The sequence below is a fragment of the Pseudomonas veronii genome, from assembly GCF_002028325.1.
Lineage (GTDB): Bacteria > Pseudomonadota > Gammaproteobacteria > Pseudomonadales > Pseudomonadaceae > Aquipseudomonas > Aquipseudomonas veronii.
Genome location: NZ_CP018420.1, coordinates 3,984,415 through 4,000,759, shown reverse-complemented (window position 1 = coordinate 4,000,759; position 16,345 = coordinate 3,984,415). Strand labels below are relative to the sequence as shown.

Genomic DNA, 16,345 nt, shown 5'->3' with positions numbered 1-16,345 from the left:
GAAGCGGCGATTATCGCGGTTTCAGTCGACGCAGGCCAATGCCAAGGTGGCCCGGGCGGATTTTTTGCGCGGGACCAACAGGCGCGCAGGGGCGCCGCCGAGTTGTTCGGCCAGGGCCAGGGCGGCGCTTTCGGCGATGCCGTAACAACCGGTATGGGCAAAGGCGACGGCGGACCTGTGGCTCAGACGGTCGTCATACATCGCCAGGTGCGCCGCGCTGAAGCAGTGCAGCGGCAGGTTCAGCCATTGGGCCAGGGCCAGCAAGCCCGGTTCATCCTGCTTGCGATCAAGGCTGGCCAGGGCGGTGATGCGATGGCGCTCGATACCGCCCTCGGCGAGGGCGGCGTTCAGCAGGTCCAGCAGGGCTTGAAACTCGCAGCCGCGCTGGCAGCCCAGGCCGACCACGAGGGTCATGCGGTGTATCGATCGTCGCGGTTGCGGCGAAACAACCAGGCGCTGATCAGCCCCAACGCCAACCAGAACGCGATGTTGGTCAGTTGCGAGGCGATCTTGAACTGTGCTTCCAGAGCCTCAGGGGCCAGCATCGAATGCACTTCAGGTTGCGGAGCGCCAATCACATGAGGCACCACGAGGATTGCCGCGCCCAGCGCTTTGAGCAGCCAGTTGCCACCGAATACCAGCAGCGCGATACCGGCCGCGGTTGAGGCCGCCGTGCCGATCCACCAGATCTGCCGTTGTGCCAGGTCGGCGGCGGCAGTGCCCGGCAATTCCGGCGGCAGGCCCAGGGTTGGCGCCAGGACGAAGGTCGCGTAACCGGCCAGGCCCCACAGCAGGCCTTGAGCCGTGCGAGTCGGCGCGCGCAGGGTGTAGAGCCCGGCGAGCATCAAGGCGAAACCGACCGCCACCACCAGATTGCCGCCGGTGGTCGACAGCACGCGCTGCCAGCCGTCTTCCGGCTCCCAGGCTTCGGCGTCATGGGCGTGTGCAGCGGTGCCGGCGGCGTGCTCGTGTACCACTTGCGTCGCGGCCGGGGCTTTTTCAAAGGTTTCCGCCTGCATGATTAGCGGGGCGACCCAGAAACTTTGCAGCAAGGTCAACAACAGGGCGGCCAGCAGCCCACTGAAACCTGCGGTTTGCGCAATACGCTTGATCATGTCGGCAGGTCTCAATGGCACGGGAACGCGGCGCTGTGGCGGGTATCGTGGGCGGCGTTGTGTACCGCTTCGATATGCGAGAACCCGGCGAAATACACCAGGCACGCGCCGAGGATCGACGCGCCGATGGCGGCGCCCAGACGTTGGCTCAGGGTGGCGGTGCTGCTGGTGCTAGACGAGGTGCTGCTGATGATCGACATGGCGCGTCCCTTCAGGGGTTCAGGGTGACACGAGCGCATGCAAAACCCGCGAGCCAGGCACGCAGGGTTCAAACAGCGCCCGCCCACCGCGGGTTTGTTAGATGATTTTTTTCGGGCCGGTCTCCGGGCTTGCGAGGGGGCTCTTGAACTGAGTCCTGAAAGCATCGCCTTCCCATGCACAACGCACAGTGGCCGTGACGCTTCGCTCGCTTACCGTTGCGGGGGCAGCACCGGACTGGTCATATCGCTATGACGCACCGGTTTCCCGTTTCACCCTGTGAAGGGCACCCGAAACAAGGTGTGTAGGAAAGCATGCAGGGCGACGGTAGTCAAATTGACTGAGCCCCTGTAGCCTTGCACCCTCGAGGTTCTTCGGCCCAGGCCGAAGCTAAGAAGGGAACGCGGTTCAAGCCGCGGCTGCCCCCGCAACTGTGAAGGGTTTATCTGACTGCCACGCCACTGCCATCAAGGCGGGAAGGCGCAGCCAGCGCCGGTCGCAAGACCCGCAAGCCCCAAGCCAGGAGACCTGCCTCGCAACCGATTTTTCAATTCAACCGGGCGGGGTGATCCGGTGACGAAATCTGCTGCTGCGCGTCGCGCAGGGCCTATCGTCCCGTATGCCCGCCCCCAAGGGCATCCGATGAAAACACTGGCCAAACTCCCCGTCACCATCGTTACCGGCTTTCTCGGCTCGGGCAAAACCACCTTGCTGCGCCATATGCTCGATAACGCCCAGGGCCGTCGCATCGCGGTGATCGTCAACGAATTCGGCGAGCTGGGCATCGACGGTGAAATCCTCAAACAGTGCTCCATCGGCTGCACCGAGGAAGAAGCCAACGGCCGCGTGTATGAACTGGCCAACGGCTGCCTGTGCTGCACCGTGCAGGAAGAGTTCTTCCCGGTGATGCGCGAACTGGTTGCCCGTCGCGGCGACCTTGACCATATCCTCATCGAAACCTCCGGCCTGGCCCTGCCAAAACCCTTGGTCCAGGCGTTCCAGTGGCCGGAAATCCGCAACGCCTGCACGGTCGATGCGGTGATCACCGTGGTCGACAGCCCCGCCGTGGCGGCCGGCACCTTCGCCGCCTTCCCGGATCAGGTCGACGCCCAGCGCAAACTCGACCCGAACCTGGACCACGAATCACCGTTGCATGAACTGTTCGCCGACCAACTGGCCAGCGCCGACCTGGTGATCCTCAACAAGTGCGACCTGATCAGCCCCGACGACCTGGCCCGCGTGCGCCTGGAAGTCGCCGAAGAGTTGCCGCCGGCGGTGAAGATCATCGAAGCCAGCAGCGGTCGGGTGCCGCTGGACGTCTTGATCGGCCTGGGCGCCGGCTCTGAAGAGCACATCGACGGTCGCCACAGCCATCACGATCATCATCACGAAGGTGAAGACGATCATGATCATGATCACGATGCGTTCGACTCCATTTCCATCGACTTGCCCCAGTCCGACGAAGCCCTGCTGCTCGACGCCCTGAGCCAATTGGTGGTGCAGCACGGCATCCTGCGCGTCAAAGGCTTCGCGGCGATCCCGAACAAGCCGATGCGCCTGCTGATCCAGGGCGTGGGCACGCGCTTCGACAAACACTTCGACCGCGCCTGGAGCGCCGACGAAGCGCGCATCACGCGCCTGGTGCTGATCGGCCAGGACCTCGACGCGGCGGGCCTCGAAGCGCAATTGCGCGCCGCCCTCAGCGTTTAACCCGTGCACCTGCTCAGGACCCAGCCCGGCGGTTTCGTCGCGGACGACAACATTGCCGACCTTGGGCAAACCCCCGCCGAGCTGGTGATCCTGTGCAGCGGCGACTCCAGCCTGGCGCTGCTGGCCGAAGCGGCCCAGCAGTTGCCCGAGGATTACCCGAGCCTGCGCCTGGCCAACCCGATGCAGGTGCAGAACCATGCATCGGTGGACCTGTACGTCGATGAAGTGCTGCGCCACGCCAAGGTCATCCTGATTTCCCTGCACGGCGGCATCGGCTATTGGCGTTACGGCGTCGAGCGTCTGGTGGCGTTGGCCGAGCGCGGGGTCACGCTGATCCTGGTGCCGGGGGATGACCGCCCCGACCCGGAACTCAGCGGCCTCAGCACCGTGGATGCCGCAGCGCGTGACCGCCTGTGGCAGTTCCTGCGCCAGGGCGGCCTGGGTAATGCGCTGGATTTTTATCGCTGCCTGGCCAGCGCCTACCTGGGCCGCGACTATGCCTGGGCCGAGCCGCAAACCCTGGCGCGCAGCGCGATTTATCACCCGCGTAAGGCCAATGCGTGCCTCAACGACTGGCAGTTGGATTGGAATCCTGAGTGCCCGGTGGCGGCGGTGCTGTTCTACCGCTCCCATCTGCAAGCGGCCAATACCGGTTTTATCGATGTGTTCTGCCAGCGTCTGCAGGCGGCGGGCCTGAATCCGTTGCCGATGGCAGTGGCCAGTCTGAAGGAGCCCGGCTGCCTGACGGTGGTCGAGGACTGGCTGGATGAGGTCGGGGCGGCGGTGATTCTCAACACCACCGGCTTTGCCCAGTCCAGCCCCGAAGCGCCGCATTTGCGCCCGTTTCGCCGCAATATCCCGGTGATCCAGGCGATTTGCGCCCAGGACAACCAACCCGCCTGGCAGGCCAGCGAACAAGGCCTCGGCCCGCGCGACCTGGCGATGCACATCGCCTTGCCGGAACTGGACGGGCGCATCATCAGCCGACCGATCAGCTTCAAGGACCTGGCCTGGCGCAGTGAGCGCAGCCAGTCGGACGTGGTGTGCTACCGCGCAGCGCCGGAACGCATGGACTTTGTCGCTGAACTGGCGCGCCGTTGGGTTGAACTGGCGCGGGTGCCGAATGCCGACAAGCGCATCGCCCTGATCCTGGCCAATTACCCGACGCGCGACGGCCGCATCGGCAACGGCGTCGGCCTGGACACGCCAGCGGCGGCGCTGAATATCCTGCGGGCCTTGCAGGCCGAGGGTTATCCGCTGCCCGAAATCCTGCCGGAAAGCGGCACCGCGCTGATCCACGAACTGCTCGGTGGCGTCACCAACGACCTGGACAACCTCGACCTGCGCCCGTGCCACCAAAGCCTGGGCCTGGACGACTACGAGGCGATGTTCAAGCGCCTGCCCGAAGCCAACCGCCAGGCAGTGCTGGAACGCTGGGGCACGCCGTACAACGACCCGATGTGCCGCGACGGCCGCCTGATGATCGCCGGCCTGCGCCTGGGCTTGACGTTTATCGGCATCCAGCCGGCCCGCGGTTATCAGGTGGACGCCAGCGCGGTGTACCACGACCCGGACCTGGTGCCGCCTCACGCTTACCTGGCGTTCTATTTCTGGTTGCGCCACACCTACGGCGCTCACGGCGTGATCCACGTCGGCAAGCACGGCAACCTGGAATGGCTGCCGGGCAAGGGCGTCGGGCTGTCGGAAAATTGCTGGCCCGACGCGCTGCTCGGGCCGCTGCCGAATATCTATCCGTTTATCGTCAACGACCCGGGTGAGGGCGCCCAGGCCAAGCGGCGCACCCAGGCGGTGATCATCGATCACTTGATGCCGCCGCTGACCCGTGCCGAAACCTACGGGCCGCTGCGCGACCTGGAGCTGTTGGCGGACGAATACTACGAAGCGCAACTGCTCGACCCGCGCCGCGCCCGCGAGCTGCAAAAGGACATCCTCAAGCTGGTGCGCGAAACCCGTATCGACCAGGAGCTTGAGCTGGACAGCGAGGCCGACGCGGCGATCTGGCTGCCGCGCCTGGATACCTACCTGTGTGACCTGAAGGAATCGCAGATCCGCGACGGCCTGCATATCTTCGGCGAGTCGCCCCAGGGCCGCTTGCGTATCGACACCTTGCTCGCGTTGCTGCGTATCCCGCGTGGCGACGGCCGAGGCGCGCAATCGAGCCTGTTACGGGTATTGGCCAAGGCCTTCGAGCTGGGTTTCGACCCGCTGGACTGCGCCCTCGCCGAACCCTGGACCGGACGCCGCCCGGCGGTGTTGCAAACCATCGATCCACAGCGGTGGCGCACCGCTGGTGATACCCGCGAGCGCCTGGAACTGTACGCTGCACGGTTGATCGAGCAGGCGCTGGCGGGGCCGCTGGAACAGCTGGAAGAGCCCGGTTGGGAGGGCGTCAAATCCGTCATCGAAAGCCTGCGCAGTGTCGTGGCGCCACGCCTGGATGGGTGCGGCCCGGCGGAAATGCGCGGCCTGCTCGATGCCCTGGGCGGCCGCTTCGTGCCGGCGGGCCCAAGCGGCGCGCCGAGCCGGGGGCGTCTGGATGTGCTGCCCACCGGGCGCAATTTTTTCAGCGTCGACGTGCGCAACCTGCCGACCACCACCGCCTGGCGCATCGGTTTCCAGTCGGCCAACCTGATTCTCGAGCGGCACCTGCAAGACCACGGCGACCACCTGCGCCAGCTCGGCCTGTCGGTGTGGGGCACCGCGACCATGCGTACCGGCGGCGACGATATCGCCCAGGCCATGGCCCTGATGGGGGTACGCCCGGTGTGGGCCACGGGCAGCCAGCGGGTGGACGACTTTGAAATCCTGCCGATCAGCCTGCTGGACCGCCCGCGTGTCGACGTGACTTTGCGCGTGTCCGGGTTCTTCCGGGATGCCTTCGCCAACCTGATCCGCCTGTTCGATGCGGCGGTACAAGCGGTGGCGGCGCTGGACGAGCCTGACGATATGAACCCGCTGGCCGCCAAGGTCCGTTGCGAGCGCCAGGCGTTGCTTGAGTCCGGCCTGGACGAGGCCGCGGCGGCGAAACAGGCGGGCTGGCGTATTTTCGGGGCCAAGCCGGGTGCCTATGGCGCGGGCGTGCAGGGCGCGATCGACGGTCGTTTGTGGCAAAGCCGCGAGGACTTGGCCGAGGTCTACCTGAATTGGGGTGGCTACGCCTATGGTGGCGCCGACGAGGGCACCGCCGCCCGCGGGCAATTCGCCCAACGCCTGAGCCAGGTGCAGGCGGTGCTGCAAAACCAGGACAATCGCGAGCACGACCTGCTCGATTCCAACGATTACTACCAATTCCAGGGCGGCATGCTCGCCGCTGTGGAAACCCTGAGCGGCGACAAGACCGCCAGCTACCATGGCGACCACAGCCAGCCGGACGTGCCGAAGATCCGCACCTTGAAGGAAGAGCTGAACCGGGTGATCCGTGCCCGCGCCGCCAACCCCAAGTGGATCGAAGGCGTGAAGCGTCATGGCTATAAAGGTGCGTTCGAGATGGCGGCAACCGTGGACAATCTGTTCGCCTTCGACGCCACCACCGCGCTGATCGACGATCACCAATACGCCTTGCTCGCCGACGTCTACCTACTCGACCCCGACACCCGCGCCTTTGTGCAACAGCACAACCCTGATGCCCTGCGGGACATGACCGAGCGCCTGCTCGAAGCCCAGCAGCGTGGCATGTGGCAAGCGCCGGGGGCGTATCGCGAGGCGTTGGAAAACCTGTTGCTGGATATAGAAGAAGACAGCTGATGACTGATATTCCCCATTTCCCGCTGTCGGCCGTGGTCGGTGCCGACGACCTGAAACTCGCGCTGTGCCTGACCGCCATCGACCCGAAGATCGGCGGCGTGCTGATCGAAGGCCCGCGCGGCATGGCCAAGTCCACCCTGGCACGTGGCTTGGCGGACCTGTTAGCCAGCGGTCAATTCGTCACCTTGCCGTTGGGCGCCACCGAAGAGCGCCTGGTCGGCACCCTGGACCTGGATGCGGCATTGGGCGAAGGCCGCGCGCAGTTTTCACCCGGCGTGCTGGCCAAGGCGGATGGTGGGGTGTTGTATGTCGACGAGGTCAACTTGCTGCCCGATCATTTGGTGGACCTGCTGCTGGACGTGGCCGCCAGCGGCACCAACCTGATCGAGCGCGACGGCATCTCCCACCGGCATGCGGCGCGATTTGTGCTGATCGGCACGATGAACCCGGAGGAGGGTGAGTTGCGTCCGCAGTTGCTCGACCGCTTCGGCTTCAATGTGGCCTTGAGCGGGCAAACCGTGCCGACCGAGCGTGGGCAGATCATCCGCCGGCGCCTCGACTTCGACAGCGACCCCGTGGCCTTCTGCGCGTTGTGGGCCGAACCGCAGGCCGCCCTGCGCGAGCGTTGCACCCGGGCGCGCGCCTGTCTCGAGGCCATTGCATTGGATGACGAGGCGCTGGCACAGATCACCCAACGCTGCTTTGCCGCGGGCGTGGATGGTTTGCGCGCCGACCTTGTCTGGTTGCGTGGCGCAAGAGCGCATGCAGCCTGGCGCGGCGCGACCGCCATCACCGAGGAAGATATCGAAGCCGTGGCCGAGTTTGCCTTGCGCCATCGTCGCCAGGCGCAGTCCCCGCCGCCCAGCCCGCCCAACCGTGAGGGCCAGGCGCCTCAAGCGTCCGACACTTCACCCGGCCAAGGCCAGTGGGGCGATATGCCCGCACCGGCCTTGCCCACGGGCGCTCGCCGAGACGTGCCCGCCTGGCCAAAAAAGCCTTAGGCATCCGCCCCCGACCTGACGCGAGGGCGGATGCCCGGCCCAAGGCGGGGCGACTGGATAAAGGCAGGCACGGCAAGTCGCGCGGCGCGCAGCAGGGCTCGATCAATTGGCCGGGCACCTTGCTCGGCGGGCGGCCGCAGTCTCGTGAGGACCTGCGTTTCCACCTGCGCAGCCGCTCGGCCCAGGAGTTATGGTTGGTGATTGTCGACGCGTCGGCGTCGACGCGGCGGCATCGTGCATTGACCGATGCCAAAGGGTTATTGGCGCAACTGTTGGATGACGCCTACCGCCAGCGGGCGCGCATGGCATTGCTGACGGCGAGCGGGCAGTCGCCGAAGTGGCAGGTGCAGGGCCTGAAAGCCGCGAAAAGCCTGGCTGGCTGGCTCGATCAGCTCGGCGCGGGTGGCGGTACGCCGCTGTTGGCCGCGCTGGGCGAGGCGGCGCAATGGCTGGCGGCACGCAGAACGCGTTTCCCCACCGAACAGCAGCGGTTGCTGGTGGTGACCGACGGGCGGCTCAAGGAGATTGCCGCGCTGCCATCGCTGGAGTGCCCGGGGTTGCTGGTCGACATCGAGCGCGGGCCGATTCGGTTGGGGAGGGCGCGAGAACTGGCTCAGCGCCTGTGCTTGGATTATCAACATATCGATAGTTTTTAGGCTCTAAAACCAGATCGGGAAGTGTCGCTCTTGTAAAGTCGAATCTTCCGACATTAATCACCGATAACAAATCTTTACTCTCTGGGCTTTCGCGTCCAGGAGTAAAGGGAATGACTTCCAGCGTACTGCCGAGGGTTCTTTTCGATCATGGCCGGCACACCCTGAGTGTGCGCAACATCGAAGCCCGTCTCGACGTGTTGGCCTTTGAAGGCCATGAACACCTGAGCCAGCCCTTCACCTATCGCGTGGAATTCACCAGCACCGAACGTGACCTCGCCGCCGAAACCCTGCTTGGCCAGGACGCCCGTTTCAGCCTGCACGCCGCCCCGCAAAAACCACCGGCCTCAGGCTTCAGCGCGCCCGCGGTCAAACCGCTGCGCACCTTGCACGGTGTGGTCACCGGCTTCAAGCGTCAGTCCGGCTCGAACGACCAGGCCCGTTATGAAATCACTCTGCAGCCGCGCCTGGCCCTGCTCGGCCAAGGCAGACAATTTCGCATCTACCAGCATCAATCCGTGCCGCAGATCGTCGAAAGCATCCTGCGCAGCCGCCACGACTTTGAAGGCCAGGATTTTCTGTTCAGCCTGAAACGCGACTACCCCAGGCGCGAGCAGGTCATGCAATACGGCGAGAGCGACCTGGCCTTCATTGACCGCCTGCTCGCCGACGTCGGCATCTGGTACCGCTTCACCAGCGACGAACGCCTGGGTATCGATGTGGTCGAGTTCTGCGACGATCAGCGCCTCTACCAGTTCGACATCGCGCTGCCGTATCGCCCGCAATCCGGGTTGGGCAGCAGCGGGCAGGACGCGGTGTGGCACCTGCAATCGAACCACCAGGTGGTCGAACAACAGGTGCATATCCGCGCCTACCACCCCCGCGACGCCGGCGCCCACCTGAGCGGCGAGATCGACCAGAGCCGCGGCGCCAGCGGCACCTACGGCGAGGCCTACCACTACGCCGAGCCCTACACGACCCTCGGCGACCGGCTGGATCAGGACGAAGACCTGCTCAGCGAAAGCGGCTACTTCTACGCACGCCTGCGCCACGAGCGTTACCTCAACGCCCAGACCCAACTCAGCGGCATCACCAGCAGCGCCACGTTAGCGCCGGGGCAGGTGCTGCACATCACCGGCGGCGCGCCCGAAGCCTTCACACCGGGCGCGGTGATCACCGGCCTGACCACCACCGCCGCCCGCGATAGCAGCTTGGTCGCGACCTTCCAGGCCATACCCTATTCAGACACCGTGTGCTTTCGCCCCGCACTGCAGCCCAAACCCCAAATCGCCGGCACCGTCCCGGCCCGCGTCACCAGCCCACAGGCCAACGACCCCTACGGCCACATCGACCTCGAAGGGCGCTACAAGGTCAACTTCCTGTTCGACCGCGACACCTGGAAACCCGGCGAAGAAAGCCTATGGCTACGCCTGGCCCGACCCTACGCCGGAGATACCCACGGCCTGCACCTGCCGTTGATTCCCGGCACCGAAGTGGCCATCGCCTTTGAACAAGGCGACCCAGACCGGCCCTACATCGCGCACGCGTTGCACGATAGCCAGCATGTCGATCATGTGACCTTGCGTAACTACAAACGCAACGTGCTGCGTACCCCGGCGAATAACAAGCTGCGGATGGATGACACGCGGGGGCGGGAGCATATCAAGGTCAGTACTGAGCACAGTGGTAAGAGCCAGCTGAATCTTGGGCATTTGGTGGATGGTCAGCGTAAAAAACGTGGGGAAGGGTTTGAGCTACGTACAGATGCTTGGGGGAGCATTCGTGCAGGCAAAGGGTTGTTCATCAGTGCGGATATACAGGCCAAGGCTTCTGGTGATGTGCTCACCATGGCGCCAGCCACCGATCTGGTCGCGGGAGCCACACAACAAATCGCTGACTGGCAGGCAATCGCCCAGTCTCATCGCAGTCGCAAACCCGCCATTGATGGTCTGCAACAGTTCCAGGACAACGCCAAAGACCTGAACGCCTCGGCCATCCTACTCAGTGCGCCCAAGGGCATTGGTGCGGTAACCCCTGAAAGCCTGCTGCTCAAAAGCGGCGAGGCGATGTATGTGCAAAGCAACGATGAGATCAACCTGGCTGCCGCTCAACGGCTGTCCGTCCATGCGAATCAGGCCATTTCCCTGCTTGCCCAGCAGGAAGGCATGCGCCTGGTGTCCGGCAAGGGGCCGCTGGAAATCGAATCCCACAACGACGTGTTGAATCTGATTGCCCAGCAAGACATCACCCTGCAGACCGTACAGGGGCATCTGCAACTGACGGCTAAAAACGGCATCACCTTGGCGTGTGGTGGCGGGTATATCCGCATCACACCCGGCGGCGCTATCGACATCCACACCCCGGGCAAGCTCAACCTTAAAGGCCAACACGTCTGGGAAACCACGACCAGCCAGCGCTTTCCTTTGCGTGAGTTGCCGCAGTCGGTGTGCGAAGAGTGCCTGAAAATTGCTCAAACGCAAGCAGCGGGCGCGGTCATGCGCGCCACCGACTGAGGGTAGAAAAATGCAAGAACACTACACACGCTGGATCGAGCAAATAGAAAGCCTGTGCGGTTCCGCGAACGTGGGGCATGTCGATGTCGTGGTTGATCAAGCCGCCTGGGATGTATCCCTATTGCCGGCCCTTCGCCTTATGGAACCGGGCATGCGCTGGTTTTCTTTATTCAGTGCAACACCAGAAGAGGCACTGTTGACGCAGGCGCCCATTTTGATGCGAATCAACCTCGACGACTGGCGGCACAAAGCCTGGCTGGAAGAACTGATTGAGCAAGTCGGGCATCTGCCACGCCTCATGCTGTTGATTTCACCTATGCCGTTTGATGTTTTGGCTAAGTCCCTTCAGGGGCTCTCGCAGCTTGAGTGGGGAGGCCAGTCGGGATTGCTGCGCTTCTATGACCCCCGCGTAATGCCCGAAGTGTTGGCCAGCGTATTGAGCCCAGAACAGAAAGAGCAATTTCTGCGCGTGACCCTGTTCTGGAGTTGGCTGAACCGGGACCAGCAGCCTGTCTGGCAGCCTGGTACCTATCGGTCGAATCAGCCCCTGGCTGAAACCTTTCCTCCCATCAACTTGGCTGACGCTCAATTTGACCGGTTGGGCAGCATCAGTGACGCACAGAATCTGTTCGAAGTTGCCAGGGCGAGGTTTTCGGAACTTTCCCATGAGCAGTGTTTTGCATGTTGTTATCGCGTAGTGCTGCAAGCCAGTCAAGAAAACTATTTTGGTGACTTGAAATTATACGCAGAGTTGCATTGGAGTAGGGCGGATGTTGTCTAGCTGATAGGCCTTAGTTGTCTGTTGAGCAATACAGGGGGGGCATGCCGGACTTTGGTGCGAATAGGGGTAGAGGATGAGCTATTTAAAAAGCAGCGCTATGTACCAATGGGTGGGCGGTTGTTTGCTTGTTTTACTCGCCGGATGCTCGGTGGGGGAGTCCAAGTTTTTAGCGGGTAATTTGAATGGAGTGAACCACACATCAGCGGCTATTAATCACTTTTCGGTGAATGGCTATGGTGGCGCCAATATATCTCCCCATGGTTATGGTGGTGGGATGTGCTGTGCGATGTTGCCAAGGCAGTGGCAGACAGGCTTGAAGCTTGAAGTGGAGTGGGAAACTGATCCGAACCCCTATGCAAAATCTCCGCCTTTAGGTTCGGATGCATTTCGAACTTTTATGGCTAAACATAAAACCAACTACCAACAACACAGTGCCATAGTAGAGCTTCCTCCTTATGAGGATAGATTGTGTGCGTTGGAAGTGCATTTTTTACCCTGTAATCAAGTCAAGGTATCCACCTCCTGTTGGCGCTATCCATCACCCAATAGCCCCATCAAGGAACCATTGGAAATGAATGAACCAGCCATATGTCCGAAGTGAAGAGCGCCGAATCGGTTTATGTGTCTGACTTTTCCAAGAAAGGATGTTTATCCAGTGAGTCGCCGGAGGTTCTGAATGAAAGAGGTTTGGCGCAGGTATTTTTCTTACAGAGCTTAAGTGTGAATAAGGAGCATGAGATGAACTATTTAGAAGGCAGTGCTATGTGCCGATGGCTGGGCGGTTGTTTGCTTTTGTTACTGGCTGGGTGCTCGGTGGGGGAGTCTAAATTTTTAGCGGGAAATTTGAATGGAGTGAACCACACGTCAGCGGCCATTAATTACTTTTCGGTGAATGGCTATGGTGGCGCCAATATATCTCCGCATGGTTATGGTGGTGGGATGTGCTGTGCGATGTTGCCAAGGCAATGGCAGCCAGGCTTGAAGCTTGAAGTGGAGTGGGAAACTGATCCTAATCCTTATGCGAGGCTTAAGCGAAAAACATCCGGGTACGGTCCTGATGAAGAAGCTTATGCCAAGCATAAAGCGAACTACCAACAACACAGTGCCATAGTAGATCTCCCTGCTTATGAGATAGAAAAGCTGTGTTCATTAAAAGTTCATTTCTTGCCGTGCAATCAGATCAAAGTCACAGCTGCCTGTATGGCTTATGGCCAACCTGGATATCCGATTAAAGAACCATTGGAAATGAAGGAGCCAGCCGTATGTCCGAAGTGAAGGGCGCCGAATCGGTTTATGTGTCTGACTTTTTCCAAGAAAGGATGTTTATCCAGTGAGTCGCAGGAGGTTCTGAATGAAAGAGGTTTGGCGCAGGTATTTTTCTTGCAGAGCTTAAGTGTGAATAAGGAACATGGGATGAACTATTTAGAAGGCAGTGCTATGTGCCGATGGTTGGGCGGTTGTTTACTTTTGTTACTGGCTGGGTGCTCGGTGGGGGACTCCAAGTTTTTAGCGGGTAATTTGAATGGAGTGAACCACACGTCAGCGGCCATTAATTACTTTTCGGTGAATGGCTATGGTGGCGCCAATATATCTCCGCATGGTTATGGTGGTGGGATGTGCTGTGCGATGTTGCCAAGGCAATGGCGGCCAGGCTTGAAACTTGAAGTGGAGTGGGAAACTGATCCGAGCCCTTACGAAAAAATTAAGCGTAAACCTGATGGATTTAATTTTGATGAGGTTGCGTTGGCTAGGCATGAGGCAAACTATGGGAGATATAGCACCATAGTAGAGCTCCCTCCTTATGAGGGCAGGTTGTGTGCGTTGGAAGTGCATTTTTTACCCTGCAATCAAGTCAAGGTCTCCACGTCTTGTTGGCGCTATCCATCACCCAATAGCCCCATCAAGGAACCATTGGAAATGAAGGAGCCAGTCGTATGTCCGAAGTGAAGAACGCTGAGTCGGTTTATGTGCCGGCCATATTTCCCAAGAAAAGGCGCTTGCCCAGCGATTTGCAGAGCGTAAGTGCCAACTACGATCTACAAATGATCGAGGTGGAACAGTACCGCCAAGAATTGAATGCCCTGCGTGGTTTACGTGGTGCTTCTACCTGCGCACATAGCTTGCATATCAGCTTGTTCTTTGACGGTACTAACAACAACGAACCCTACGACACCCATAAGGCCACGCCGCCCCATCCGACCAATATCGCTCGGCTCTACCACGCCACTCTGGAGCAGCCGGAAAGTGGCTATTTTCGTTATTACATCCCCGGTGTGGGCACCCCCTTTCCTGAAATTGGCGAGCTGGACTTCAGCATGCGCGGGTTGGCCTTCGCCAATCGAGGGGAGGACCGGGTTAATTGGGGGCTATTGCAAATTGCCGATGCGCTGTCCTTCGCCCTGAACAACAAGCAGGGGTTGGATCTGCCAGTCGTCCAGGCCAAGCTCAAAGCCATGGCCACCACCTGGCCGCTGACTGCGCAGGGTAAAAGCAGCCGGCGCCAGGTCATGGCCTCGCTGCTGGAGCCCTTGCGGACCAGGGTCGCGACCGTGCAGCCCAAGGTGCTGGCGATCAAGCTGTTCGTCTATGGTTTTTCCCGTGGGGCGGCCGAGGCTCGGACCTTCGTTACCTGGTTGAGTGAGCTGTTCGATACCCCGCAAGGGGCCGAACACCCAGAGCAGGCATTATTGGGACTGCCGTTGACCATCGAGTTTCTTGGCTTGCTCGACACCGTGGCTTCGGTGGGCAGCGCCCATGCCGCGCCCTTTGCCGACGGGCATATGGACTGGGCCGATGGCACTCAGAAGTTACCCGATGTCAAGGCATTCCCCGAGTGGATCAAGGTCTGCCGGCATTTTGTCGCGGCCCATGAGCAGCGCTTGTGCTTCCCGTTGGACTCGATCCGTTATGCAGATGGCCTTTATCCCCCTTATGCCCGGGAGGTGGTCTACCCCGGTGTGCATTCGGATGTGGGCGGCGGTTACCCACCTGGGGATCAGGGCAAGGCCCGAGGCGGTTCGGGCGAGTTGCTATCGCAGATTGTGCTGCATGACCTGTATGCGGAGGCCTTTGCGGCCGGTGCGCCGTTGACGGTACCTGAGGCGGTGCTGCCGGATAAACTGCGTCAGATTCAGCGGGCGCGCACCATGTCGACAGACAACTTAAAAGAGTTTGCGTTAGATGATCAGCTCATCGACCGCTTCAACGCCTGGCGCAACACCCTGGGCCTAACCGAAGAAACCACCCCACCAACCCCGTCTAACGGCCCATCCCTACGCCTGGGCCACTCCCTCGAAGACGCCATGGCCGCGCAATTGGCCTGGCTCACTGGCTGGCGCATCGAGCGTCTGGGCCGTGGCAGTTACGTCAATCAACCTTTTTACGGCCAAGCCACACAGACCAATGCATCGCTGGAAGCGGCGCAAAAAGCCAAACGTGAGGCTGAGATAGCCATCGCCAAAGAAAAGCGCAAGGCGGCCCGGGGTCAGGAGAACGAAGCACAGCTTCTGTTGGGAACGGCCAGCCCGCCGGCTTACGAACCGGTAAGGGATCAGCAGCAGATCCGCGAGGCCGCTGTGGAGTTCGAACACGACTACCAAGGTTGGCGGCGCGATCAGACCAGCGTGGCAGGCTGGGTCGTCGATGTGGCGCTTAGGGACACGGTGTACCTGCTCAATGACGACGACGAGCAGCAGGAGTATGAGCGGATCAAGGCCGAGGGTGAAATGCGCGCCAAGGAGCTGTTTGTTGAGCTCGGGAACAACAGCAATAAGTTTCGCGTCAGCGATTCGCCGCAGAAAGCTGCGCTGGTCGCGCTATTTGACGACCAGATGCATGACTCGCGTGCCTGGTTTATGCACGACGCTACGAGTTCACGGGAGTTGTGGGGGGATTATTTTCGTTACCGCATGGTGTATTTCGGCGACGAGACCAACAAGCGTATGACCCCGGTGGTGGTGGCCGGGCGTGTGGTGGGCATCGCATTGGTACTGGGCGGGGTGTACAGCATCCGTCGTCATGGCTGGAAAGGTCTGGCAGGCACGCTGGCTGGTGCATCAGTGGGCTACCAGGTGATCGATGTCGTCAGTGGCAAAGTGGAGCCTTTCCTGCCCGGGGCGGAGAAAATCCTGCAACCGACCTTTGCGATCGGTGAGGTGGTGGCGCAGCAAACGCAAGCCATTATCGAGGGTGAAGAGGCCCTGCGCAGGCAGAACATGTTGGACTATCTGAAACGCACTGGCGGGTTGGTCGAACAGGTTAAGGAGCTGGTGTCATGATGCCCCTGGTACGCATGGGCGACCCACTGCACCCGTTTGGCGGTGAGGTTTTGTCGGGGCACTACGAAGCCTTCGGCAAACCAGTGGCCTGCGTGGATGATCAAGTTCGCTGCAACCTGCATGGCATTACGCACATTATCGAAGGCGCTTCGGGTTCAACCATGGACGGCAAACCTGTGGCGCTGCACGGCCATCGTTGCGCGTGTGGTTGCCAGTTGGTTAGCAGCCTGCCGGCCACTTCAATGGTGGTTGTGCCATGAACCGTCCGCCTGAGTACCCCGACGTTATCGAACCGGGCGAGCCGCGTTGGCGCAGTTGGTGGTTGGGGTTGG

General features: G+C 61.3%; 14 protein-coding genes and 2 riboswitches. Of the genes, 11 read left to right on the top strand and 3 right to left on the bottom strand.

Annotated features, from left to right (window positions below):
- Positions 1–21: 21 nt before the first annotated feature.
- Genes PverR02_RS18080 through PverR02_RS18070 form a run of 3 tightly spaced genes read right to left on the bottom strand, consistent with a single transcriptional unit; the run spans position 22 to position 1,315 of the window.
- Positions 22–414 carry a cobalamin biosynthesis protein gene (locus PverR02_RS18080; RefSeq protein ID WP_046484972.1) on the bottom strand — a complete coding sequence of 131 codons (393 nt, stop codon included), beginning with the start codon at positions 412–414 and terminating at the stop codon, positions 22–24.
- Positions 411–1,115, bottom strand: a complete 705-nt coding sequence (locus tag PverR02_RS18075) for a CbtA family protein (RefSeq protein ID WP_079444077.1) — start codon at positions 1,113–1,115, stop codon at positions 411–413. The genes PverR02_RS18080 and PverR02_RS18075 overlap by 4 nt, the downstream gene beginning before the upstream one ends.
- A gap of 11 nt (positions 1,116–1,126) precedes the next feature.
- Positions 1,127–1,315, bottom strand: coding sequence for a CbtB domain-containing protein (locus tag PverR02_RS18070; RefSeq protein ID WP_079444076.1), 189 nt, complete (start codon positions 1,313–1,315; stop codon positions 1,127–1,129).
- Positions 1,316–1,412: 97 nt separating this feature from the next.
- Positions 1,413–1,622: riboswitch (cobalamin riboswitch) on the bottom strand.
- 41 nt (positions 1,623–1,663) lie between these two features.
- Positions 1,664–1,863: riboswitch (cobalamin riboswitch) on the top strand.
- A 92-nt stretch (positions 1,864–1,955) separates the two neighbouring features.
- Here PverR02_RS18070 and cobW point away from each other — a divergent pair.
- The 11 genes from cobW to PverR02_RS18015 all read left to right on the top strand — a co-directional run bounded on the left by cobW (position 1,956) and on the right by PverR02_RS18015 (position 16,273).
- Positions 1,956–3,023 (top strand): cobalamin biosynthesis protein CobW, encoded by a 1,068-nt coding sequence (gene cobW, locus PverR02_RS18065; RefSeq protein ID WP_046383143.1) that lies wholly within the window; start codon positions 1,956–1,958, stop codon positions 3,021–3,023.
- Between the two features lie 3 nt (positions 3,024–3,026).
- Positions 3,027–6,788 carry a cobaltochelatase subunit CobN gene (cobN, locus tag PverR02_RS18060; protein ID WP_079444075.1) on the top strand — a complete coding sequence of 1,254 codons (3,762 nt, stop codon included), beginning with the start codon at positions 3,027–3,029 and terminating at the stop codon, positions 6,786–6,788.
- Positions 6,788–7,789 (top strand): ATP-binding protein, encoded by a 1,002-nt coding sequence (locus PverR02_RS18055; protein ID WP_079444074.1) that lies wholly within the window; start codon positions 6,788–6,790, stop codon positions 7,787–7,789. The genes cobN and PverR02_RS18055 overlap by 1 nt, the downstream gene beginning before the upstream one ends.
- Positions 7,790–7,842: 53 nt before the next feature.
- Positions 7,843–8,445, top strand: coding sequence for a vWA domain-containing protein (locus tag PverR02_RS18050; protein WP_079445025.1), 603 nt, complete (start codon positions 7,843–7,845; stop codon positions 8,443–8,445).
- Positions 8,446–8,555: 110 nt separating this feature from the next.
- Positions 8,556–10,955: a type VI secretion system Vgr family protein gene (locus PverR02_RS18045; RefSeq protein ID WP_079444073.1), complete on the top strand. Its 2,400-nt coding sequence runs from the start codon at positions 8,556–8,558 to the stop codon at positions 10,953–10,955.
- Positions 10,956–10,965: 10 nt separating this feature from the next.
- Complete coding sequence (locus tag PverR02_RS18040) at positions 10,966–11,736, top strand: DUF4123 domain-containing protein (RefSeq protein WP_057006126.1); 771 nt, start codon at positions 10,966–10,968, stop codon at positions 11,734–11,736.
- A gap of 73 nt (positions 11,737–11,809) precedes the next feature.
- Positions 11,810–12,337 (top strand): DUF3304 domain-containing protein, encoded by a 528-nt coding sequence (locus PverR02_RS18035; protein WP_152032029.1) that lies wholly within the window; start codon positions 11,810–11,812, stop codon positions 12,335–12,337.
- Positions 12,325–13,011 carry a DUF3304 domain-containing protein gene (locus tag PverR02_RS18030; RefSeq protein ID WP_321572480.1) on the top strand — a complete coding sequence of 229 codons (687 nt, stop codon included), beginning with the start codon at positions 12,325–12,327 and terminating at the stop codon, positions 13,009–13,011. The genes PverR02_RS18035 and PverR02_RS18030 overlap by 13 nt, the downstream gene beginning before the upstream one ends.
- Positions 13,012–13,149: 138 nt before the next feature.
- Positions 13,150–13,683: a DUF3304 domain-containing protein gene (locus tag PverR02_RS18025; RefSeq protein WP_079444072.1), complete on the top strand. Its 534-nt coding sequence runs from the start codon at positions 13,150–13,152 to the stop codon at positions 13,681–13,683.
- Positions 13,671–16,013 (top strand): T6SS phospholipase effector Tle1-like catalytic domain-containing protein, encoded by a 2,343-nt coding sequence (locus PverR02_RS18020; protein ID WP_079444071.1) that lies wholly within the window; start codon positions 13,671–13,673, stop codon positions 16,011–16,013. The genes PverR02_RS18025 and PverR02_RS18020 overlap by 13 nt, the downstream gene beginning before the upstream one ends.
- Positions 16,010–16,273 carry a PAAR domain-containing protein gene (locus PverR02_RS18015; RefSeq protein WP_079444070.1) on the top strand — a complete coding sequence of 88 codons (264 nt, stop codon included), beginning with the start codon at positions 16,010–16,012 and terminating at the stop codon, positions 16,271–16,273. Before PverR02_RS18020 ends, PverR02_RS18015 begins: the two co-directional genes overlap by 4 nt.
- The last annotated feature ends 72 nt before the right edge of the window (positions 16,274–16,345 follow it).